23 protein-coding genes are annotated in these 20,724 nt (G+C 66.6%); 11 read left to right on the top strand and 12 right to left on the bottom strand.

Going from position 1 to position 20,724, the window contains the following annotated elements:
• Positions 1-45: 45 nt before the first annotated feature.
• From A6E15_RS07890 to A6E15_RS07875, 4 genes are all read right to left on the bottom strand, one after another.
• Positions 46-1,053: a TIGR04024 family LLM class F420-dependent oxidoreductase gene (locus A6E15_RS07890; protein WP_076145290.1), complete on the bottom strand. Its 1,008-nt coding sequence runs from the start codon at positions 1,051-1,053 to the stop codon at positions 46-48.
• A 94-nt stretch (positions 1,054-1,147) separates the two neighbouring features.
• Positions 1,148-1,411: a hypothetical protein gene (locus tag A6E15_RS07885; protein ID WP_245800546.1), complete on the bottom strand. Its 264-nt coding sequence runs from the start codon at positions 1,409-1,411 to the stop codon at positions 1,148-1,150.
• Between the two features lie 142 nt (positions 1,412-1,553).
• Positions 1,554-1,892, bottom strand: a complete 339-nt coding sequence (locus A6E15_RS07880) for a hypothetical protein (protein WP_076145288.1) — start codon at positions 1,890-1,892, stop codon at positions 1,554-1,556.
• The gene (locus tag A6E15_RS07875; protein ID WP_076145286.1) at positions 1,889-2,251 is read right to left on the bottom strand and encodes a MarR family transcriptional regulator; all 363 of its coding nucleotides are present in this window, start codon (positions 2,249-2,251) and stop codon (positions 1,889-1,891) included. The genes A6E15_RS07880 and A6E15_RS07875 overlap by 4 nt, the downstream gene beginning before the upstream one ends.
• 333 nt (positions 2,252-2,584) lie before the next feature.
• On the opposite strand from A6E15_RS07875, the gene A6E15_RS20875 reads away from it, so the two are divergent.
• Positions 2,585-2,749 carry a hypothetical protein gene (locus A6E15_RS20875; RefSeq protein WP_175607226.1) on the top strand — a complete coding sequence of 55 codons (165 nt, stop codon included), beginning with the start codon at positions 2,585-2,587 and terminating at the stop codon, positions 2,747-2,749.
• Between the two features lie 215 nt (positions 2,750-2,964).
• Here A6E15_RS20875 and A6E15_RS20300 read toward each other — a convergent pair whose 3' ends face one another.
• Complete coding sequence (locus A6E15_RS20300; protein ID WP_139326576.1) at positions 2,965-3,375, bottom strand: hypothetical protein; 411 nt, start codon at positions 3,373-3,375, stop codon at positions 2,965-2,967.
• Positions 3,376-3,984: 609 nt separating this feature from the next.
• Between A6E15_RS20300 and A6E15_RS07870 the strand changes: the two genes are divergently transcribed.
• The 3 genes from A6E15_RS07870 (at position 3,985) to A6E15_RS07860 (ending at position 8,028) form a co-directional block, all read left to right on the top strand.
• The gene (locus tag A6E15_RS07870) at positions 3,985-5,406 is read left to right on the top strand and encodes an FAD-binding oxidoreductase (protein WP_076145284.1); all 1,422 of its coding nucleotides are present in this window, start codon (positions 3,985-3,987) and stop codon (positions 5,404-5,406) included.
• An 89-nt stretch (positions 5,407-5,495) separates the two neighbouring features.
• Entirely contained in the window at positions 5,496-6,365 is an 870-nt protein-coding gene (locus A6E15_RS07865) for a hypothetical protein (protein ID WP_076145281.1), read from the top strand.
• 115 nt (positions 6,366-6,480) lie between these two features.
• Positions 6,481-8,028 (top strand): TrkH family potassium uptake protein, encoded by a 1,548-nt coding sequence (locus tag A6E15_RS07860; RefSeq protein WP_076145278.1) that lies wholly within the window; start codon positions 6,481-6,483, stop codon positions 8,026-8,028.
• Positions 8,029-8,042: 14 nt separating this feature from the next.
• Here the strand turns inward: A6E15_RS07860 and A6E15_RS07855 are convergent, their stop codons facing one another.
• Positions 8,043-9,818 (bottom strand): sensor histidine kinase, encoded by a 1,776-nt coding sequence (locus tag A6E15_RS07855; RefSeq protein WP_076145276.1) that lies wholly within the window; start codon positions 9,816-9,818, stop codon positions 8,043-8,045.
• Positions 9,819-9,907: 89 nt separating this feature from the next.
• Positions 9,908-11,596, bottom strand: a complete 1,689-nt coding sequence (locus A6E15_RS07850) for a thiamine pyrophosphate-binding protein (protein WP_076145274.1) — start codon at positions 11,594-11,596, stop codon at positions 9,908-9,910.
• Between the two features lie 95 nt (positions 11,597-11,691).
• On the opposite strand from A6E15_RS07850, the gene A6E15_RS07845 reads away from it, so the two are divergent.
• On the top strand, positions 11,692-12,552 hold the full coding sequence (locus A6E15_RS07845) for a UbiA family prenyltransferase (RefSeq protein ID WP_076145272.1): 861 nt from the start codon (positions 11,692-11,694) through the stop codon (positions 12,550-12,552).
• A gap of 37 nt (positions 12,553-12,589) precedes the next feature.
• Here A6E15_RS07845 and A6E15_RS07840 read toward each other — a convergent pair whose 3' ends face one another.
• Both A6E15_RS07840 and A6E15_RS07835 read right to left on the bottom strand, forming a co-directional pair.
• A complete protein-coding gene (locus A6E15_RS07840; protein ID WP_076145270.1) occupies positions 12,590-12,793 on the bottom strand; it encodes a hypothetical protein in 204 nt (67 codons plus the stop codon).
• Positions 12,794-12,952: 159 nt separating this feature from the next.
• On the bottom strand, positions 12,953-13,228 hold the full coding sequence (locus tag A6E15_RS07835) for an amphi-Trp domain-containing protein (RefSeq protein WP_076145268.1): 276 nt from the start codon (positions 13,226-13,228) through the stop codon (positions 12,953-12,955).
• Between the two features lie 340 nt (positions 13,229-13,568).
• On the opposite strand from A6E15_RS07835, the gene A6E15_RS07830 reads away from it, so the two are divergent.
• Entirely contained in the window at positions 13,569-13,796 is a 228-nt protein-coding gene (locus A6E15_RS07830; RefSeq protein WP_076145266.1) for a hypothetical protein, read from the top strand.
• A 191-nt stretch (positions 13,797-13,987) separates the two neighbouring features.
• Here A6E15_RS07830 and A6E15_RS07825 read toward each other — a convergent pair whose 3' ends face one another.
• Positions 13,988-14,206 (bottom strand): HalOD1 output domain-containing protein, encoded by a 219-nt coding sequence (locus tag A6E15_RS07825; RefSeq protein WP_076145264.1) that lies wholly within the window; start codon positions 14,204-14,206, stop codon positions 13,988-13,990.
• A 398-nt stretch (positions 14,207-14,604) separates the two neighbouring features.
• Between A6E15_RS07825 and A6E15_RS07820 the strand changes: the two genes are divergently transcribed.
• The 4 genes from A6E15_RS07820 to A6E15_RS07810 all read left to right on the top strand — a co-directional run bounded on the left by A6E15_RS07820 (position 14,605) and on the right by A6E15_RS07810 (position 18,607).
• The gene (locus A6E15_RS07820) at positions 14,605-14,952 is read left to right on the top strand and encodes a CHY zinc finger protein (RefSeq protein WP_076145262.1); all 348 of its coding nucleotides are present in this window, start codon (positions 14,605-14,607) and stop codon (positions 14,950-14,952) included.
• Positions 14,953-15,047: 95 nt separating this feature from the next.
• Positions 15,048-17,777, top strand: a complete 2,730-nt coding sequence (mutS, locus tag A6E15_RS07815) for a DNA mismatch repair protein MutS (protein ID WP_076145260.1) — start codon at positions 15,048-15,050, stop codon at positions 17,775-17,777.
• Between the two features lie 107 nt (positions 17,778-17,884).
• Positions 17,885-18,028: a hypothetical protein gene (locus tag A6E15_RS20870; protein ID WP_175607225.1), complete on the top strand. Its 144-nt coding sequence runs from the start codon at positions 17,885-17,887 to the stop codon at positions 18,026-18,028.
• 123 nt (positions 18,029-18,151) lie between these two features.
• A complete protein-coding gene (locus A6E15_RS07810; protein WP_076145258.1) occupies positions 18,152-18,607 on the top strand; it encodes a YbhB/YbcL family Raf kinase inhibitor-like protein in 456 nt (151 codons plus the stop codon).
• A 37-nt stretch (positions 18,608-18,644) separates the two neighbouring features.
• Here the strand turns inward: A6E15_RS07810 and nucS are convergent, their stop codons facing one another.
• The gene (nucS, locus tag A6E15_RS07805; protein ID WP_076145256.1) at positions 18,645-19,388 is read right to left on the bottom strand and encodes an endonuclease NucS; all 744 of its coding nucleotides are present in this window, start codon (positions 19,386-19,388) and stop codon (positions 18,645-18,647) included.
• Between the two features lie 126 nt (positions 19,389-19,514).
• On the opposite strand from nucS, the gene A6E15_RS07800 reads away from it, so the two are divergent.
• Positions 19,515-20,039, top strand: a complete 525-nt coding sequence (locus A6E15_RS07800; RefSeq protein ID WP_076145253.1) for a hypothetical protein — start codon at positions 19,515-19,517, stop codon at positions 20,037-20,039.
• Positions 20,040-20,094: 55 nt separating this feature from the next.
• On the opposite strand, the gene A6E15_RS07795 is transcribed toward A6E15_RS07800, so the two are convergent.
• Positions 20,095-20,580, bottom strand: a complete 486-nt coding sequence (locus A6E15_RS07795; protein WP_076145252.1) for a hypothetical protein — start codon at positions 20,578-20,580, stop codon at positions 20,095-20,097.
• Positions 20,581-20,724 lie beyond the last annotated feature (144 nt).

The raw sequence follows: 20,724 nt of genomic DNA, 5'->3' as shown, positions 1-20,724 counted from the left end.
GCCCGCTCGAGGCGGGTGGGTCGCGAGGCCCAAAGGACCCGCCGATCAGGAGAGGTCGGCGACCGCTTCCATCGTCGTCCGCTTGTCGTCCTCGCTCATCCCGTCGACGAACCCGACGCGGACGGCGTCGACGCCCTCGATGGCGGCGTACTCTTCGAGCCACTCGCGGACCTCGTCGGGTGTGCCCGCGAAGGCCAGTTCGTCGAGGACCTCGTCGGGCAGGGCCGCGGCCATCGCGTCGGTGTCGCGGTCGTCCCAGGCGGCGCGGATCTCCTCGACGACGTCGGGGTAGCCCTGTTCGGCGACCGAGTTGCCGTAGTAGGGGCCGTAGGCCCCGAGCATGAACGCGACCGTCCCGCGGGCCTTCTCGCGAGCCGCCTCGCGATCCTCGCTGGCGATCCCGCGGACGATCGGCGCGACCCGCAGGTCCGAAAGATCCTTGCCGCCGAGTTCGGCACCTCGTTCGAGGTCCTCGAGGCGGTCGCGCAGGCCGTCTTTCGTGAACATCTGCGGGGCCCAGCCGTCACCGAAGCGGCCGGCCATCTCCGTGGCCTTGGGGCCGAGGGTGCCGACGTCGATCGGCGGCGGGTTCTCCGAGGGGCCGCGCTCGTAGCCCAGCCCGGCGATGTCGAAGATCTCGCCGTCGTAGGCGGGATTGCCCTCCTCGTAGACGTTGCGCATGACCTCGATCACTTCGCGGGTGCGCCGGAGCGGCCGGTCGAACTCCTGGCCGTGCCAGCGCTCGGTGATCGCGGGCGAACTCGGGCCGATCCCGAACCGGAAGCGGCCGTCGGCGGCCGCCTGCATCGTCAGCGCGGTCTGGGCGAGCATCGACGGCGTCCGGCCGTACGGCGAGATGACGTCGTTGGAGATGCCGAGTTCGTCGGTCCGGTCGGCCGCCAGCGTCAGCGGCGGGACGATGTTCCAGCCGGTCGTCTCGCCGACCGTGATCCGGTCGAAGCCCAGTTCCTCGGCCTGGACGGCGCGCTCGGCGACGCCCTGCGGGCGGTCGTAATCGCCGAGTCGTACCAGCAAGTCGAGTTCGGCGTTCATCGGGCGTCCCTCCGCGTCGGCCGTCGGGTCGTGTCTCGGTCTGTCATCATCGTACACCGCGTCACGGATTCACATAAAACTGTAGCGTTTCCGTTCATTCACGGGGGCCGACCGGCGTCGACTTCGTCGCTGACTCGTTTCTCGCACATCCCGGTCCGGTGGGTGTCGTAGGTGGCGGCGCAGAGAGGACGAGGATCGTGACCGCGAGGACGACGGTGCGTTTCGCCGTCGCGACGCGGGCCTCGTCCTGCTGGAACCAATCGTCCGGTCGGTACCCTTTGTACCAGAGGACGGCGAGGCTGGTGATGTTGATCGTGACCATGTTGACGAGGACGAGGACGCTCGCGGCGACGGCCACCGCCGGGAGCCCCCACGCGATGCCGATGCCGACGACGCCCAGCGCCGGCTAAACCCTTGGCACGGCATTGCGGTAGGTCAGCGGGATTCGTGGGATCGATCGGGATTCGGCCGGGCCGTCGGAGAGACGATATCCCGAAGCATTAGCCGTCTGTGAGTGCTGTATAGCGGTGGAGTTCGTCCACGGCCTCGGCGACGAGGGCGTCCGATAGTTCGCCCTGCTGGGAATCGAGATCGCGGTGTTTGATCGTCGTTACGTACCAGGGAGAGACGTACGCGTCTTTGTCCGAGCCGCCTCGGATCCACGCGTCGTCGGGAACTGGGACTCCCGACGGGTGGTATTGGGTCGTCATTCCGACGGCGATGCACTCCTCGTCGGCGAACGGGTGCGAGCGGCCACTGACGAGTAGCCACGACCGATACGCCGGCGCGGACTTGTGCGGTGCCGGGCCCCACCAGACCTCTCCTTGCGCGCCCCTCATTCCTCGTCCGCACCGTCGGAGTCCACGCCGTGACCCCACTCGTCGGGATCTTCCGGACCGAACCGATCGGTCGCCGCTCGAGCGGTTCGCATCGAGTCGAGGGTCGTCACGACGTCTTCGTCGTCGGCGACGGCCCAGTAGTCCCCTCGATGGCGGACGAGATCGCGCTCCGCCAACCGCGAGAGGACCACGCCGACACTCCCGCGCGCGACGCCGGTCTCGTCGTGGATCTCCTTCGGCGTGTACGCTCGGTCGGGGGACGAGGCGAGAAACGAGAGGATCACTTCCGCGTTCGTTCGCCCGCCCGCCCTGAGATCTTCCGGGGGGCCGTTTTCGAAGCGATCGATGTCGATGGGCACACTCGAAGGTATGTAATCGAATGTAATAGCTGTAATGGAGATCGGTCGTCGAGTCGCGTCCGGTCGGCGATCCGCCCTCGAGCCGTGCTATTTTCGCCCCGGTAACAGTAGATATAAGGCACAACAGGTAAAAGTACCAACTGGAAATCGGTCTCCGAAAGCAGGGGGCTGCGTCGAAACGCCCCGGGTGTAGGCGCACCCGAGACTGGCTTCCAACCACACGGCTCGAAGCCATGATTACGTTACTTCTACCGGGATATAAACGTCCCGCACGACCGCGGAATCGCCCGCCACGAAGAGCCTCGCGGCCCCATCGACGGAGGTGCGGCCGGCATGGGTAGCGAGTCCAGCGACCGCGCCGGCGAGGCCGACTCGTCGCGGCCCGACTGCCCGCGCTGTGACGAGCCGGTCGGCTTCGTCGCCGTCTCCGGGCCGACGACGGCGTCGGTCAGCCCCTGTGGCTGTACGGTGCCGGCAGCGGCCGTCCAGCGCGAGTAGGGGCTCGCCTCGAGCCCCGTCGGATAGTCGGCCGCTCGGCGGGCCGTTCGGAAGTACGTGGGCCTGTGGGCCTGCTGTAGTACAGTCCAAGAAATACGGACGGCGCTGTATCCCCTCCCTGCTCGCTTCGCTCGCTGAGGAAGGGGGCTTAGCGCCTCGATTCAGCTAAACTGCCGAGGCTAACGTGCAAAGCTGAGTCACTTATCTATGAGTATTCAATTCTCTGGACCCGGCAACACAACGATCTCTTGGTTGGTTTCAGGCCAAAACTGGATCTGCGCTTCTGATGCGGACACTCCGCCACCATGTTGGACAGGCCACGGGAATACTAGGTCGTCCCACTGATCGCCCGCATCAACAGTAATAGTTAAACCACCAGGGACGCCGTCAAATGGGATCGTTTCGTCAGCGGAATTCGCTTCGAGTTCGACCTCTTCAGTATGAAAAGATTCGCCGGGTTGGTTCCCGATATGGATGCGAAACGTCCTGAAAGTATCTGAACGATTATATACTGCGATCGAATACTCTCGTTTATCATCCGAACCGAATTCAAGCGACGTACACCCAGCGATTGCACCGCCAAGAGCTATCACGCTCCCGAAAAGAATCTTTCTTCGTGACTCCATATTACACCCTGACTCGTTTCGAATATTTAAACTCGATGAGAGTCCGTTACGAGGTGCAACTGAATACTGGGGCGTAGGTGTGGAACGTGGTTATTCCACGCTTCGCTTTCTATAGTAGCTCTTGAAAGTCAATGCACACCCGATCGCAGGACAGCGTTGTGAGCGGTGTGTAAATCGTTTCAAGAGCTACTATAACTAACGGCTTTGTGAAGGGCTGATCGTGGCAACACCGAAAAGCCACACCTTCCCCAGCCGATTTCTGCTCACGGGCGCTGCGGGACGGCTTCGCCGTCCCGACGGTCGCGGCGCGTAGCGCCGCGCTCTGCCCGTTCGCATGGTTTGCGGAACCGGAGGTTCCGGGCTAACGTTCGGTCACTCCGTTTCCTCCCTCATGTACTGTCAGAGCAAGCTCTGACAAGCCTTCGCTCGTGGAACTTGCGAAGACCTCGCACGGAGTCAGGCCGCGGTTCGTCGATGACTCACCGCGCCCCAGCGCGCGCCACCGCATGAGTGGGTGATCAACGGCGCTCGAGCCCGCGGGTCCGGTCGCCGGATTCAGCCGCCGAACGAGTGGGAAACGTTGATACCTTCGGTGGATAACGTGAGCGTATGACACACGACTGCTCGTTCCTCGAGGACCTCGACCTCGAGGACGACCAGCTGTCGTTTGCGGACGGTCGACGCGAATCGCACGCGACGGACTGGGGGACCGAGGAATCGGACGGAGTCATGCCCGACGCCGTCGTCTGGCCCGAGCGTACCGCGGAGGTCTCGGCGGTGTTGGCGGCGGCGACCGAACGCGGGGTCCCGGTCACGCCCTACGCGGCCGGGACGGGCCTCGAGGGCAACGCCGTCCCGGCCCACGGCGGGATCAGCCTCGATCTGACGCGGATGGACGCGGTGGTCGACTACCGGCCCGACGACGTCCAGATCGACGTGGGGCCGGGGATCATCGGCTCCGACGTCGACGAACACGTCGCGTCCGACGGCCTCTTTTTCCCGCCGCTGCCCTCGTCGGGCGAGATTTCGACGATCGGCGGGATGATCGCGACCGACGCCAGCGGGATGGGGACGGTCCGCTACGGCGAGATCGCCGACTGGGTCCTCGGGCTCGAGGCCGTGCTTGCCGACGGCACCGTCGTCCGGACGGGATCGCGGGCGATCAAGACCTCGAGCGGCTACAACCTGACCGACCTGCTGGTCGGCAGCGAGGGGACGCTGGCGGTGGTCACCGAGGCCACCCTCGAACTGGCCGGCCGGCCCGAGCAGATCCGGGGCGGGCGGGCGATCTTCGAGACGCTGGCCGACGCCGCCGAGGCGGTCTTCGACGCGGTCCGGACGGAGGTCGACGTCGCCAAGATCGAACTCGTCGACGGGCTGAGCGCCCGGATGGCCAACGACCACCTCGACACCGGCCTGCCCGACGCGCCGATGGTCTTTCTGGAGTTCCACGCCAACCACGGGATCGAGGAAGAGATCGACCTCTGTCGCGCCATCTTTGAGGACCACGACGTCGCCCGCTTCGAGATGAGCGAGAACGACGACGAGATGGCCGCGCTCTGGGAGGCCCGGCGGGAACTGGCCTTCGCCGTCAGGAGCTACGATCCCGACCTCGAGTCGCTCCATCCGGGCGACGTGACGGTGCCGATCAGCGCCTACCCCGAGGTCGTCCGCGAGACGAAGCGACTCGCCGAGGAGTACGGCCTGCTGGTCCCCTGCTTCGGCCACGCCGGCGACGGCAACCTCCACTACAGCGTCCTCGCCGACCCGAGCGACCCCGACCAACTCGAGCGCGGCGAGGCCCTCTACCGGGAGATCGTCGAACTCGCGATCGAGTTCGGCGGGACGGCGACCGGCGAACACGGCATCGGCGAGGGGAAACAGAAGTACCTCGAGCCGGAACACGGCGCGGGCGCGGTCGAGGCCATGCGATCGATCAAGCGGGCGCTGGACCCGACGGACACGCTCAATCCGGGGAAGGTCTTCCCGGAGACGGCCGACGGCGAGCGGGTTCGAGAGCCGGACTGCTGACGCGGCGAGACGGCGGCCGTCACCGACGAACTGCTCGTCGGCCGGAAGGACGATATGGCCGCTCGCTCATCGTTCCCTAGACGCAACCCATGCCGACTCGCCGCCGCGTTCTCGCGTGTGCCTGTACCGTCGCCGGAACGGCCGTCGCTTCGGGAATCGGCGCTGCGACCGGCGGCGACGGCGACCTGACCCTCGAGATCGTTCGCCACGCCTCGGCCGAACCCGACGACGACGTGCTGGCAGCGGTCCGTGAGGGCGTCGACCTGTTCGCAGAGACGTGGACCGAGGCGACGCCGGGCACTGCCGAAGTGACCCTCGAGACGGACGCCGTCGCCGACTTCGAGATCGAACCCGCACACGGCGAGACGTTAGACGCCCTGGAGACCGACGACGCCCTGCGCGGGGACCGGACGGCGGAGACGGTGACGCTGGTCGTCGTCGCCGACGGCGCGACGACTGCCGGAGCGATGCGGGGGTACGCGGGCCGCGGCGGCGGTCGCTCCCGCGAACCCGGTGCGTACGGCTACGTCAATACCGAACTCGCCGCGCTCTTCGGCACGGGGATCGGGACCCCCCGCGAGCTGCTGCGGAACTTCGCGGCCCACGAGTGCGGCCACGCGGTCGTCGGCTGGACTGACTTTCCCCACTACCCCGTCGACGCGACCGAATCCGAACCCTCCCCGGAGCGGCGGGCCCACAGCTGCGGCGCGCAGGACCACCCCGACGCGCGGGGCCGGTTCGTCCGCCACGGTATCACCCCGATGGCGACGGGCTACTCGGCGATCGAGAGCCGGAACACGCCGCGCGATCACCCGTTCGCGACCGAACGGGGCCCGATCGACGACTACGCCGAGCCGGTCACCGAGTCCCCGTTCTACCTCACCATGGACTACGTCCCCGCGTTCTCCGACACCGCTCGAGCGGCGATGGCCCACCACTACGAGCGGGTCTTCGCGTAGTCGGGCCCCGGGACGCGATCCGGTTCCGAGACGGTGTCTTTATTATACTCTCTCGAATCACTCGAACTAGTTACCGTTCGGTACCGGACCGCAGTTTCGCGGATCGTTACGAGCCATGACACGCAGGATTCACGTCGACGTCCGCTCGAGTTTCAGTCTCCTCGGTACCGTCCTGAAGTATCTCTCCCCGACGCTACTGGTACCGACCGCGGTCGCGCTACTGTACCGGGAGAGCCCGCTGCCGTTTCTGGTCGCGCTGGTCGTCGCGATCACCGTCGGAACGGGCCTCGAGCGTCTCGAGCCCGAACCGGATCTCGAACATCGCGAAGCGTTCCTGATGGTATCGCTGACGTGGCTGGTTGTCCCGCTAATCGGGACGATCCCGTATCTCGTCGCCGAGACGGGGACGATCGCCGACCCGGTCAATGCCCTCTTCGAGAGCATGAGCGGCTTCACGACGACCGGCGCGACGGTCATGGGCGAAATCTCCGTCGAGAAGCACTCACACTCGATCATGCTGTGGCGACAGCTCACTCAGTGGCTCGGCGGGATGGGGATCATCGTCCTCATGGTCGCGATCCTATCGGAGCTCTCCGTCGGTGGCACCCAGCTCATCCGGGAGGAAGCGCCCGGGATTCAGGTCGAGAAGCTGACGCCGCGGATCAGAGAGACGGCGCGGGCGCTCTGGCTGCTCTACGCCTGGTTCACGCTCGCCGCCGTGGTCGTCTACTACGGGCTCCACCTCGCGGGGATGGCTCCGAACATGACCTTCTACAACGCCGTCTCGCACGCGCTCACGACGCTGCCGACCGGCGGCTTCTCGCCGGAGGGACGCAGCGTCGAGGCCTTCGAGCCGATCGTCCAGTGGGCGGTCATGCCCTTCATGATCGTCGCCGGGACGAACTTCGCGCTCTACTGGCACGTTTGGCGCGGCAAGCCCGATCGGCTGACCGGGAACGCCGAGTTCCGGTCCTATCTCCTGTCGATGGGCGTCGTCGGTGCCCTCCTCTCGGCCCTGCTCTTTCTCGGGGTCGGTCTCGCGACGGTCCCCGACGGCGTCGCCGCGATCCCGGGCAGCCTCGAGCGCTCGCTGCGCCACGGACTCTTTCAGACGCTGGCGATCGTGACGACGACCGGCTACGCCAGCATGGACTTCAACACCTGGAGCGAGTCGACGCAGGTAATCTTGCTGTTTGCGATGTTTCTGGGCGGGTCGGCGGGATCGGCGGCCGGTTCGATCAAGATCATTCGCTGGTACGTCGTCGGGAAGTCCATGGGGCGTGAGTTGTTCACCACCGTCCACCCGCAGGCGATCCGGCCGGTTCGGATGGGCGACACGGGTGACATCATCGACGAGGACGCGATCCACAGCATCTTCGTCTTCATGTTCCTGTTCCTGACGCTGTTTGCCGCCTCGACGGTCCTGCTCTTTCTCGACGCCTACCGCACGCCCGGCCTCGAGCTGACGGCCCTCGAGGCGATCAGCGCGACCATCGCGACGCTCGGCAACGTCGGCCCGGGCGTCGGCGTCGTCGGGCCGATGAACAGCTACGAGCCGTTTTCCGGGGCCGCGAAACTGTACATGACCTTCCTGATGTGGATCGGCCGGCTCGAGATCCTCTCCGTGCTGGTAATCCTGACGCCGGCCTACTGGCGCTCCTGACTACGCGGGGGTCGTCACTCGGTCGCTTCGGTCCCGGCGACCCGATCGTCAGTTACGGTTTCGTGCCGCTCGACGCCGGTGATCTCGAGTCGTGCGCCCCCGTCAGCGCCCTCGGTCGCAGTCACCGTCCATCCGTGTCTCTCGCAGATATCGGCCACGATCGAGAGTCCAAGCCCCGTCCCGCGTTCGCTCGTCGTGTAGCCCGACTCGAAGACCGCCTCCGGTTCGCCCTCGAACCCCGTCCCCGAGTCGGCAACGAAGAACCCGTCCTCGAGCGCGCCGACGGTGACGGTGAGTTCGCGGTCGTCGGTCCCGGACCTCGAGCGCCCTCCGTGATCGACCGCGTTTCGAAACAGGTTCTCGAGTAACTGCCGGAGCTGGGTTCGGTCCGCGTCGATCGTCGGCTCGTCGTCGACCGACAGCGTCGCTCCCGCGGTATCGACCGTCGACCACGCCTCGCTCGCGACGTCCTCGAGCGCGACCGGCTCGGGATCCAGTCCGCGTTGGCCCTGTCGAGCGAGCATCAGGACGTCGTCGATCAGTTGTTCCATCCGTTCGTGGGACTCGATAGCAATCCGAACGTACTCGGGGTCGTACTCCTCTTCGAGCAGTTCGAGATAGCCTTTCGAGACCGTCAACGGATTCCGCAAGTCGTGGCTGACCACGCTCGCGAACTCGTCGAGCTTTCGGTTCTTGCGTTCGAGTTCGCATTCGCGACGGACCCGCTCGGTCACGTCGTGGACGACGATGGTCCAGCCGGCCGGGTTCCCGCGCCCGTCGTCGATCGGCGCGATCGAAAAGTCGTAGTAGGATTGCCCGTCGTCGAGCGAGAACTGCGTCGGCTCGGCGTCGCCCGCCGTTGACGCACCGTCCCCGCGGTCTCGGTCGTGGGAGCCGGCGATCACCGAGTCGATATCGATCGGTATCACGTCGTCGATCGACGCCCCGACGAGGTTGTCTCGATTGTGAGTGAAAACCTCTCGTGCGACCGGATTGCTGTCGACGATCCGGCGATCGGCGTCGGCGACCAGTACGCCGTCCTCGAGGTTCGTCACGACCTCGCTGCGGGCGATGGGAGCGATCTCGAGGAGTCGATACCGATAGAGGCCGAAGGTGATCGCGAGACCGGTGACGGTAAAGCCGATCGGCGTCGTGCCGATAATCTCGAGCGACGACGCCGAGAGGATGGCCGTCCCCCAGGGGACCGTGATCGCGACGAACACGGCGGCTCCCTGCCACCGGTAGAGTCGCTCGGTCCGCGCGATCAACCGGAAGACGATGACCGACGTGATCGCGAGACAGAACGTCGCGTACCCCAGGTGAACGAACAGCCCGATCCTCGGTTCCGCGGTCGCGACCGTCACGGACGACGCCCACCAACTGCCGAGCGAGATCGGCTCCTCGACCGGCGGCCCCCACAGCACGAACGTGCGGTCGTTGACTGCCAACGCGCCGATCATGGCGAGGGGCTCGATCGACAACAGCCCCAGTCGGGGCCGGGTGAGCCAGCGGTCCGCACCCGTATACCGGAGCGCGAAGACGAGAAACAGCGTCGGAATCACGGCGGCGCACACCCACTGGAGATCGGCCCACAACAGTTTCGCGGCCAACGTCGTCGATTCGATCTCGAGGACGTGCGCACCGAGCCAGACGGCGACGGTCGTCATGAGCGCGGCGAGGGCGCTCGAGCCGGCGGCCGGTCGCGTCCGCCACGCCGCGGCTGCGGTCCCGACGGCGACGACGAGCGAGAGCAACAACACGGCGCTGTACGGAGAGACAGCCCAAACCACGGATAATACTCCGTCACGAGACGCAAGTGTCTACCGGCCGACCCCCGGGAGACGGCGGTCCTGCCTCGACGCGTTCGCGGACCGCCGTCTCAGTCCTGTACCAACACGTCCAGCACGTCCGGCCCCTCGCGGTCGAGCGCCGCCTCGAGTGCGCCCTCGATTCCATCGGGCGTCTCGACGAGTTCGGCGCGCGCGCCGTGGCTCTCGGCGTTCTTCACGAGGTCGACGTTGGGCTCGAAGTCCATGCCGACGAAGTCGTAGTCGTCTTCTTCACCGCCCATGATCGCGAGCGTGTTGTCCTTGAGGATGCGGTAGTTGCGGTTGTCCGAGATCACGACGGTCAGATCGAGGTCGTAGCGGGCGGCGCTGTAGATCGAGTGGGGGTAGTACTGGTAGGAGCCGTCGCCGATGAACCCGACCACGTCGCGGGGCTCGTCGCGCTGTTTCTCGGCGACCGCGGCACCGACCGCGGCGGGCAGCCCGTAGCCGAGCCCGCCGCCCTTGTTCGAGATGTACTGCTCGGGGCCGAGATCCCACCGGGTCAGCATGGCGTACTTCGAGGTGACGCCCTCGTCGACGATCGCAGCGTCGCCGGCGGCCCGCTCCATCGCGTCGACCAGTTGGGCCTTCGAGGCCCGCGGGTCGTCGCCCTCGGCCTCGCCGTAGCCGGCCATCTGGGACTCGACCATCTCCTTGACCTCGGCGACAGTCTCGAGGCGATCGGCGACGACGTCGTCCGAGAGTTTGTCCCGGACGCGCTCGATGAGGCCCTGCATGACCAGCCCCGGATCGCCGATCACGGCCGCGTCGGCGGGCTGGTTCTTCCCGACCTGCCAGGCGTCGTCACTCAGGTGAATGCAGGTCGTGTCGGGATCGACCAGCGCCTCCTCGTGGCGGGTCAGCGTCGTGTTGGTCGAACAGCCCGCGAAGACGATCGTATCGGTGTCCATCAGCATCGCGGCCAGGTCCTCGTTGGTCGGCAGGTACGAGACCCACTGCTCGTGGTCGGTCGGGAAGTCCACCTCGCAGGCCAGTATTTCGCCGTGGACGCGGGCACCCGTCGCCTCCGCGAGGTCGACCGCGGCGGCGACGGCGTCGGCACCCGACCGGGCGACGTGGTCGCCGACGACGATCACCGGATCGTCGGCCTCGGCCAGCAGTTCCGCCGCGCGCTCGAGTTGCCCGGGATCGCCGCCGCCGGCGTTGGGAATCGGACCCAGCCGTTCCGGCTCGGCGTCGGTTTCGGCCAACATCACGTCGAGCGGCAGTCCGAGAAAGACCGGCCCCGTCGGCGGGGTCATCGCGACGCGGAACGCCCGCCGGAGCATCGTCGGCAGCGCCGCGACGTCCAGCACTTCGTCGGACCACTTGCAGAACTGCCGGGCCATGTCCGCGAGCCGGCCCGAGAGGATCGGCTCCTCGTGTCGGAAGTCGGTGCTGTGATTGCCCGCGGTCACGACCAGCGGCGCGCCGGTGATCTTGGCCGCGTAGAGGTTCCCCAGCCCGTGGGCCAGCCCCGGCGCGATGTGGAGGTTCGCGACGCCGACCGGCGTGATCGAGTCGTCGTGGTGGGCGTGATACCGCCGGCGCTGTGCGTAGCCCCCGGCCATCCCCACCGCGATGTCCTCGTGGAGGCCGAGCCGGTACTCGAGGTCGCTGTCGCCGATCGCGTCCATGATCGGGAGTTCGGTCGTCCCCGGGTTGCCGAAGACGTAGTCGACGCCGTAGGACTCGAGAGCGTCAGTGAAGAGATCCGCGCCGGTATACTCGTCCGTCATACTCGCTCGTGGTACGGGACACCACATCAAATTGTGTGTTTCGGAACCGCGGTGGCCGCCCGAGGTATTATCCGTCAGTTCGTTGTCGTCCGGGTATGACTCTCGCGAGAGACGGGACGGGTCCGGGCGCGGTCGCTCGAGCGTACTGGTCACAGGTCCATCCCGTCTTCATGACGCCGCCGATCGCCGCGTCGCTGTTCGGCGCGATCCTCGCGGGAAGCGTCGACCCGGTCCTCGCGGCGCTTCACGTCGTCGCGATGTTCGCGGCGGTCTACACGGCTCACGTGAAAGACGGCTACGTCGACTTCCACGTCCGCGGGGAAGACGACGATCACCCGCTGACGGTACGGGGCTGTCGGCTCGGGCTCGCGGCCTCGACGGTGGTGTTCGCGGGCTGTTGTCTCCTGCTCGCGGCGCTGGTCGACGCCCTCGTACTGGCGATCGTGGTCCCGACGTGGCTGATCGCCTATCATCACGCACCCCAACTCGACACCAACCCCGTGACGGCGACGACCGGCTACCCGCTGGGCATCGCCCTCTCGATTCTCGGCGGGTTCTACGTTCAGGCCCGGACGATCACCGGCGTCTCGTTCGGCTTCGCCGTCGTCTTCCTGATCCTGCTGTCGGGCGTCAAGGTGATCGACGACGCACAGGACTACGCGTACGACCGCTCGATCCGGAAGCGAACGGTCGCGGTCGCCGTCGGCCCCGACCGCGCCTACGCCGTCGCCTACGGCCTGATGACCGCGGCGCTGGTCGCCGTCGCCGCGTTCGCCGTCCTCCGGATCTTCCCGCTGACCGCGCTGCTGGCGGCGCTGGCCTTCGCCGCGGTCGCCGGCGTCGCGCGCCGGGCCGACCCCGAACTCGCGACCATGCTGCTCGTTCGGGGCTCGTACGTCTTTCTGGCGGTCCTCGTGGCCGCCGTCCGGTTCGATCCGCTCGGCCGACTCCTCTGAGGGCTCGATCGGCGGGACCGTCCGCGACTCGAGTGCCCTACAGCGACTCCCGGAAGCCACAGCGAGGACAGTACATGCAGCCGTCCCTGACCAGCGTGTAGCTCTCGTCACAGCGGCTGCACTGACAGCCCAGCGCGCTTCCGGCCTCGCGGGCCAGCCCGCTGACCGTGGTCCGAAGCAAGCGCTGCTGGCGTTCGGCCGCCTCGAGTCGCTCCTCGAGAGCAGCTAACTGTGCCGCCATCGCTCGGTCGCGTCGGGACTCGGAAACGCCCGTGTGCCGTGGGGTCATGTGGGGCGTAGGTCGCCGTCGGAGAAAAGCACGACCCTACCCGACAGCGGCCGCGATAGTCCGCGTCGTCGTCGATATCGCTCGACCGGAGAAACGGGTCCGGCGAGGTCGCTACTCCGCGTCGGCCGCTTCGGTACCCTCCGTGGTCTTCGGCGGCTTCCAGTCGAGTTTGACGGTGACCGTCTCGCGCTGGCCTCGCAGGATCGAGGACCGCTCGCGGACGCCGACCTCGTAGGCGATCGACTCCGGCGGGGAGAGATCGACCGTTTTGTTCCCCGTTCGGACCGATGCCGCTTCGGTCCCATCGATCTCGTCGGCGAGCGCTCGCAGCCGTTCGGCGGCCTCTTCGCGGGTGACCTCGTCGGCGGAAAGGGTCTTGTCCACCATATCGGACCCATCCACGTTTCGCGGTATAAATAGCACACCCAATGACGTATCGTCCATACATGTGTAAGGATATATAATAAAAATGCTTTCACACCTACGCGATTAATTCACTACTGACTATCAGTTCCCGTCGGACTGACTCCGAACCGACCCGACGATACCCGGCCCGACCCGACTCGATCCGGTTCGCTACAGCGGTAGCGAGGCGAAAGCCGACGGCGTTCGCCGCGGAAGAGCAATACCGTTCTATTGGTGGCTGACGGACAGTGCCAGCTCTCACCGGTACTACCGACACGTATCAGACGACAACTGTTTCTCGGTCCGCGAGAAGCAACACGTCATGGAGTATCGCGACGTACTGCGCCATCTGCTGCTTTTTTCCGCGATCTGTCTCGGAACCTCCGTACTCGAGGTGGTGGTCTCCTCCGTCCGGATGGAACCGCCGGTATCGAATCTCCGCGAGCTGTGGACCGACCCGGTCTGGTGGTTCGGACTTCTGTTCACGTATTATGTCGTCACTCGAACGGCTACAAAGAGAGCCGAGCTATCGCACAGTACAACTGAGTGAACGCAGCTTCGCGACCGCGTTTTGACGGACGTGAACGGCATCTGTCCCGGCTACCGTGTCTAACTACGCCGGTTTCGTATCTCCGTCAGTTGGTACTCACGATCTTGATTACCATATCTGAGTACACACAGTGTACACAACGTATAAACTCGATCTTGATTTGCTTTGACCTTCGCGGTCACTACAGGTGCTTACTGATCGATCCGAATTGTGCCACTATCTACAGTTATCTTGTATCCAATATATTCGAATTGAATTTTGCTTGATTTAGAAAGTCGATCTAGCGCATCAAGGTCAACGCTATCATATAGAGGCGGCAAGTCCAACGGATCTTGTTCCTCCATTTCAGCCACTCTATCTACAATTTCAAGGGATGGACTGGACTGTGTACTTATTGTGTGGCTCTCCATGGGACTCAGTTTGACTACCCAGCCTATAACTGATTCGTGAATTAAAGTTGGCCATTATCGACCATGATGGTTGGTTGCTCTCGGCAAATGAACCACCTGTACTTACCGCTCAGTCACAGTCTACTCTCTCACCTCCTAAGCAGACTCGACAACACTCGTTATCAAGATCCCACCTCCACCTACTCTGAAGTACCACTGTTGTACCGTCTGGTACCGGCAGTTCGTCTTTCTCTCGGCGCGGCGCGCGCTCTGCGCGCCGCGCAATTGCCCCGCCTCATTAGGGGCACAGATAGAGGGACCCGTCGGACTCCGGAAGACTGTCTCTCGAGCCACGAACACCTCTCGACCACTTCCCTCCAACCACAACACCGAAGCACCCGCCGGCCCTCGAGCCACGCGTGCAATCGATCGGCGGCTACACGGTCCGCGGCGTCGACGTCGGTCCGGAAACGCGGTGTGCCCACTACGACACCGACCGCGACGTGGTCGCGTTCAAATTCGCCTGCTGCGAGGACTTCTTTCCCTGTTTCCGTTGCCACGAGGAAACGACCGACCACGAGGCCGTGCCGTGGCCGCGCGACCGGTTCGACGAGCAGTCGGTTCTCTGTGGGGGCTGCGGGACCGCGCTCACCGTCCCCGACTACCTCGAGGCCGACTACCGCTGTCCGGCCTGTGACGCGGCCTTCAACCCCGGCTGTGCGACCCACGCCGAACTGTACTTCGAGACGGCGTCGACGGACTTCTGAAGCGTTGCCCGACCCGGTCGGCGAACCGCCCTCGAGCCGGCGGCGGGACGGCCGATCCAGCAAGGTATTTCAGCGTCGGGCGGCCGATTCCGGGTATGGATCCGGCGCTTGGCCCGCCCGAGGCGATGGCCGAGAAACGCGACGAGCTGACGCCGATGATGCGGCAGTATCACGATCTCTGTGCGCGCTACGACGACGCGATCGTGCTCTTTCAGGTGGGGGACTTCTACGAGACCTTCTGTGGCGCGGCCGAACGCAGTGCGCGACTGCTCGAGGTCGCGCTGACCAGCCGCGAGGACTCCACCGGGGAGTACCCGATGGCCGGCATCCCGATCGACAACGCCGAGTCGTACATCGAGGAGTTGCTCGAGGCCGGCTACCGGGTGGCGGTGGCCGATCAGGTCGAGGAACCCGGCGAGTCGTCGGGCGTCGTCGAGCGGGCGGTCACCCGGGTGATCACGCCCGGGACGCTCACCGAGGACGAACTGCTTGCCGGCGACGACAACAACTTCGTGGCCGCCGTCGCCCGCGGCGAGGGCGATAGCGACGAAATCGCGCTGGCCTTACTCGACGTCTCGACGGGCGACTTTCTCGCGACCAGCTCGAGTTCGCGGGCGGCGATCGCCGACGAGGTGAGCCGGTTCGACCCCGCCGAGGCCGTCGTCGGGCCGGACGCGCCCGCCGACCTCCTCCCCGAGGACTGCATGGTCACGCCCCGCGACGAGGGTGTCTTCGCCCGCGAGCGCGCCGGCGAGAAACTCTCGACGTACTTCCGAAATCCCGACGCCTTACTCGCGAGCGACGCGGAGGTTCGCGCCTGCGGCGCGCTCCTCTCCTACGCGGAGTACGTCCGCGGCGGCACACACGAGGGCGAACGCGGCGAGACGGACGGCGAGACGGGGACCGAGGGCGACGCCGCACCCGACGACGAGGACGTCCGCCTCGAGTATCTCACCCAGCTCACGCGGTACGATCCCCGCGAGTACCTGCTGCTCGACGCCGTGGCCCTGCGGAGCCTCGAGCTGTTCGAACCCCGCGCGGTCCACGGCCGCGACGACGCGACGCTGGTCGGCGTCTTAGACGAGACTGCGAGCGCGCTGGGCGGCCGGAAACTCCGGGACTGGCTCCGGCGACCGCTGCTCGAGCCCGAGCGGATCGAGGCCCGCCTCGACGCCGTCGAGGAACTGACTGGGGCGGTCCGGACCCGGGAGCGCCTGCACGACCTGCTGCGGGACGTCTACGATCTCGAGCGGCTGATCGGGCGGATCTCCCGCGAGCGGGCGAACGCGCGAGACCTGCGGTCGCTGCGGGACACGCTGGCCGTCGTCCCCGAGGTGCGCGACGAACTCGCCGACACCGACTGCGACCGACTTCGGCGGCTTCATGACGACCTCGATCCGCTGGCCGACGTCCGCGAGCTGATCGACGATGCGATCGTGTCGGATCCGCCAATCGAGATCACCGAGGGCGGGGTCATCGCCGAGGGCTACGACGCGGATCTGGACGAGCTCCGAGGGACCGCCCGCGACGGAAAACGGTGGATCGACGACCTGGAGGTGCGTGAACGCGAGCGGACCGGGATCGACTCGCTGAAGGTCGGCTACAACTCGGTCCACGGCTACTACATCGAGGTGACGAACCCGAACCTCGATTCGGTACCGGAGAACTACCAGCGCCGCCAGACGCTCAAGAACTCCGAGCGGTTCGTCACGCCCGAACTCAAAGAGCGAGAGGACGAGATCGTCGGCGCGGAGGAGCGGGCCGACGAACGCGAGTACGAACTCTTCTGCGAGGTACGCCGCGAGGTCGCCGCCGAGGTCGAGCGCGTCCAGGGGCTGGCCGAGGCCCTCGCAACGCTGGACGCGCTCGTCTCGCTGGCGACGGCCGCGGCGCAGTACGACTACTGTCGGCCCGAGATCGTAGAGCGCGGGGACGATGCGGACGGCGACGGCCGGATCCTCGAGATCGAGGGCGGCCGTCACCCCGTCGTCGAGCGGACCCAGGAGTCGTTCGTCCCGAACGACGCCCGCTTTGCGGACGATCGCCGGCTGGCGGTGATCACGGGACCCAACATGTCGGGGAAGTCGACGTACATGCGACAGGTCGCCCAGATCGTCCTGCTGGCACAGGTCGGTAGCTTCGTGCCCGCAAGCGCTGCCCGACTCACGCCGGTCGACCGGATCTTTACCCGGGTCGGGGCCAGCGACGACATCGCGGGCGGGCGCTCGACCTTCATGGTCGAGATGGACGAACTCGCGACGATCCTGCGGGAGGCCGACGAGAACGCGCTGGTCCTGCTGGACGAGGTCGGTCGAGGCACCTCGACGGCCGACGGGATGGCCATCGCGCAGGCGATCACCGAACACCTCCACGATCGGGTCGGCGCGACGACCCTGTTCGCGACCCACCACCACCCGCTGACCGAACTCGCCGAGGACCTCCCGGCCGCCTTCACGCTGCACTTCGAGGTCGAACAGGTCGACGGCGAGGTCGTCTTCCACCACGAGATCGCCCCCGGCGCGGCGACGGGCTCCTACGGCGTCGAGGTCGCGACTGCCGCCGGCGTCCCCGATTCGGTCGTCGACCGCGCGCGGGACCTGGTCACGGCGGCCGACGAGAGCGGCGAGGTGCCGGCCGCCGACACCGACGCGAACGGTGATCCGACGCCCGAACGAGACGCGGCCGATCCGTCGGCGGCCACTGCGGACGGCGGCGACGTGCCGACGGACGTGGCCGCCGAACTCCGCGCGCTCGATCTGGCTCACCTCACCCCCGTCGAGGCGCTGACGGAACTCGACCGGCTGAAGCGACTGCTCGAGGAGTGATCCCCGGGGGACCGCGAGCGGCCGATCGATCGACGGGGTGGAGAGCGAAAGAAACGTCTTGCAGCCTCCGGCACAACGCCCAACCCGCTCCCCCACCGATGGACGGCATGACATATCGAACGACCGTCGGCTGGTCGCTCATCACCTCGGGGATCGTGACGCTATTGCTCGCCTTTCTGCCGGGCGACTCGCTGTGGTGGGGGGTCGGCCTCCTCGTCGTCGGCGTCGCCATCTTCGTGGGCCGTCGGTAGCCGTCGCGCTCTCGGGTATGCGAGTCGGTCTGCAGCGGCGACCGCTGCCGTGATCGTCGGCCGGCCTGCAAGCTTCTTCCGTCCGGACGGTGACTCTCGAACCGGACTACAGAGGTGACAGCCATGTCAGGTCTGACGCTCGAGAGCCCCGCGTTCGACGACGGCGAGCGCATCCCCGAGGAGTACGGCTACACGGACAGGAACGTCAACCCGCCCCTCGAGATCGACGGCGTCCCGGACGAGGCCGACTCGCTGGCCCTGATCGTGGACGATCCCGACGCGAAGGAGCCGGCCGGGAAGGTGTGGGACCACTGGGTCGTCTGGAACGTCCCACCGGAGACCGAGACGGTCCCGGAGGGCTGGGATCCCGACGAGGCGGTCGAGGGAATCAACGACTACGGCGAGCGCGGCTACGGCGGGCCGAACCCGCCGGACCGGGAACACACTTACCGGTTCGAACTCCTCGCGCTCGAGGCGGCCCCCGAGGTCGGGACCGACGCCGGCGCGGACGCCCTCGAGTCGGCGATCGCGGGCACCGTCATCGAACGGACGACGCTGACGGGGACGTATCCGGCCTGACGGTCGCGGAAGACGCGATCCCGAGGAGGAGGCCGGGTCACTCGGCCGGCGGCTCGAGCGAGACGAACTCGAGGCCGTGTTCGGTCAGCAGCCGGCCGGCGCGGTCAGTCACCGAGGGGGCGACCAGGATGCCCCGGACCGCCGCGTCGGCGTGGAGGTCGCGCTCGAGGGCGTCGACGTACCGGCGGAGCTGGCTCACCGCGTCCGGCCCGACCCGCCGGCGCTTCAGTTCGACGACGACCGCACGGCCCGCCGCGTCCTCGCCGTAGATGTCGACGGCTCCCGCCGGCGTGTCGCGTTCGGTCGCCAGCGGCGTGAAGCCGTTCTCGAGCAGGGTGGGCTCCTCGAGGATGCGCTGGCGGAGGTCCTCCTCGGTCCCGGTCAGCGCGAGGTCGTTCTCGTCGGTCCCGGAGAAGGCCGAGACCTGCAGGACCTCGCTGAACCGGACGGCGAGCCGTTCGTCGGGTGTCGACCGCAGGCTCTCGACGACGAGTTCGCCGTCCGCACAGCCGACGGCGTGGTCACAGCCCGGCGGCTGCCAGTTGACCGGCTGTTGGCCCTCGTCGGTGTGGACCAGCGCCGCCCCGTCGGGTTTGAGCATGAGGTGGCGGTCCCCCGCCTCGAGGTAACTCGTCGCGCGCCCGTCGTAGTCGACGGTACAGCGGCCGTAGACGGTCACGATCGCCCCGCGGTCGATCCCGCGGGCAACGGCGTCGCGGGCGACCGGCGGCGTTGGCTCCTGGAGGGTTTCCGTTCGCTGGCCGTACTCTGAATCCGTCACTGGCCGACCTTGGGCGAGGACGAACAAAAGGGGCCCGCTATCGGGTGGATACCGATGACCGCGCTGCGCTCGAGGCGAGCCCAACGCAGAAAGTATATCTCCGTTCGTCCCTGGGCATCAGAGACGATGACCGATCTCTCGACTCGCCGTAGCTTCCTCGCACTGGCCGGTACCGGCGCGGCCGCGTCGCTCGCCGGCTGCTCGCAACTCGACTCGATGACGCAGTCGGACAATTCGGAGGGCGATGCGGTCACGGTGACCGTCGCTCCGAATCAAGAGGACATCGCGAGCCTCAACGAGGAGTACCAGAGCGGGAACCTCACCCGACAGGAAGCGGTGGCGAAACAGCGCGAGTTGATCGAACAGGCAGGGAGCGAGTTCGAGGACTCGGCGTCCGACCGCGATTTCACGATCGAGGACTCCGAGACCCAGTACGGCCTCTTCCGCGTCACCGGGTCCGACGGAGCGATCATGGAGTCGCTTCGAGACGGTCCCGTCGACGGCATCTATCCCGGCGATCAGTACGAGGTATTCATCCAGCAACGGCGACAACAGCAGGCGATGCGCGAACAACAGCAGGAGGCGGGCAACGAGACTACCAGCTCCGATGGCGGAAACGAGACGGACTCCGGGAACGAAACGGAGGGGTAACTCACACTCGGCGTGCCCGGCGGCTCACCGCTTTCGTTGGCGAGAGCGCGGAAGCTCAGCGCCCGAGGGCGAACGGGCTCTCCCGCTCGGTCCAGTTCCAGCCGGGCAACCGCTCCTGAAAGCCGGCGGCCAGCGCCGCCTCGCAGTCGTCGACGCCCGCGTTCTCGCTCGCGTCGCCGTGAACCTGCAGGTCGGCGTAGTGGAACGTCGCCTCACCCAGCGTGCGAAGCGGCTGGCGTCCGGCGATCGTCGCGGCCAGTTCCCGGCCGAGCAGCTCGTCGACGACGAACCCGGGGTAGTCGCCCGCGACGTCTAACTCGCGCAGGATCGCGACCATCGCGGCGACGTTGACGGCCAGATCGCCGTCGGCGAAGACGGTATCGACTTCCTCGCGGTACGCCCCGACCGTGACCGCGTCGACCTCGGTGTCGAAAATCTCGCCGAGGTCGTCGCGGACGGCGTTGATGACCGGGACGACCGTCTCGGCCCGGTCACGGACCCAGTCTCGCTCCTCGACGACCCGTGTCGGTGTGATGTGCATGGATCGTCAACTACCGTCCCCATCTCCCTGGGTTTTGCGAAGGCTTTTATACTACGCAAAGAATAGCCTCGAGTAAGCGGGTTCTCCCTGGAATTTCCCGCACGAACCAGGATAACCGATCCGGGAGCGTGTTCGTCAGGCGTG

It is taken from the genome of Natrinema saccharevitans (genome assembly GCF_001953745.1).
Taxonomy (GTDB): domain Archaea; phylum Halobacteriota; class Halobacteria; order Halobacteriales; family Natrialbaceae; genus Natrinema; species Natrinema saccharevitans.
Note: the sequence above shows the minus strand (reverse complement) of the source record. Positions and strands in the feature narration are given on the sequence as shown.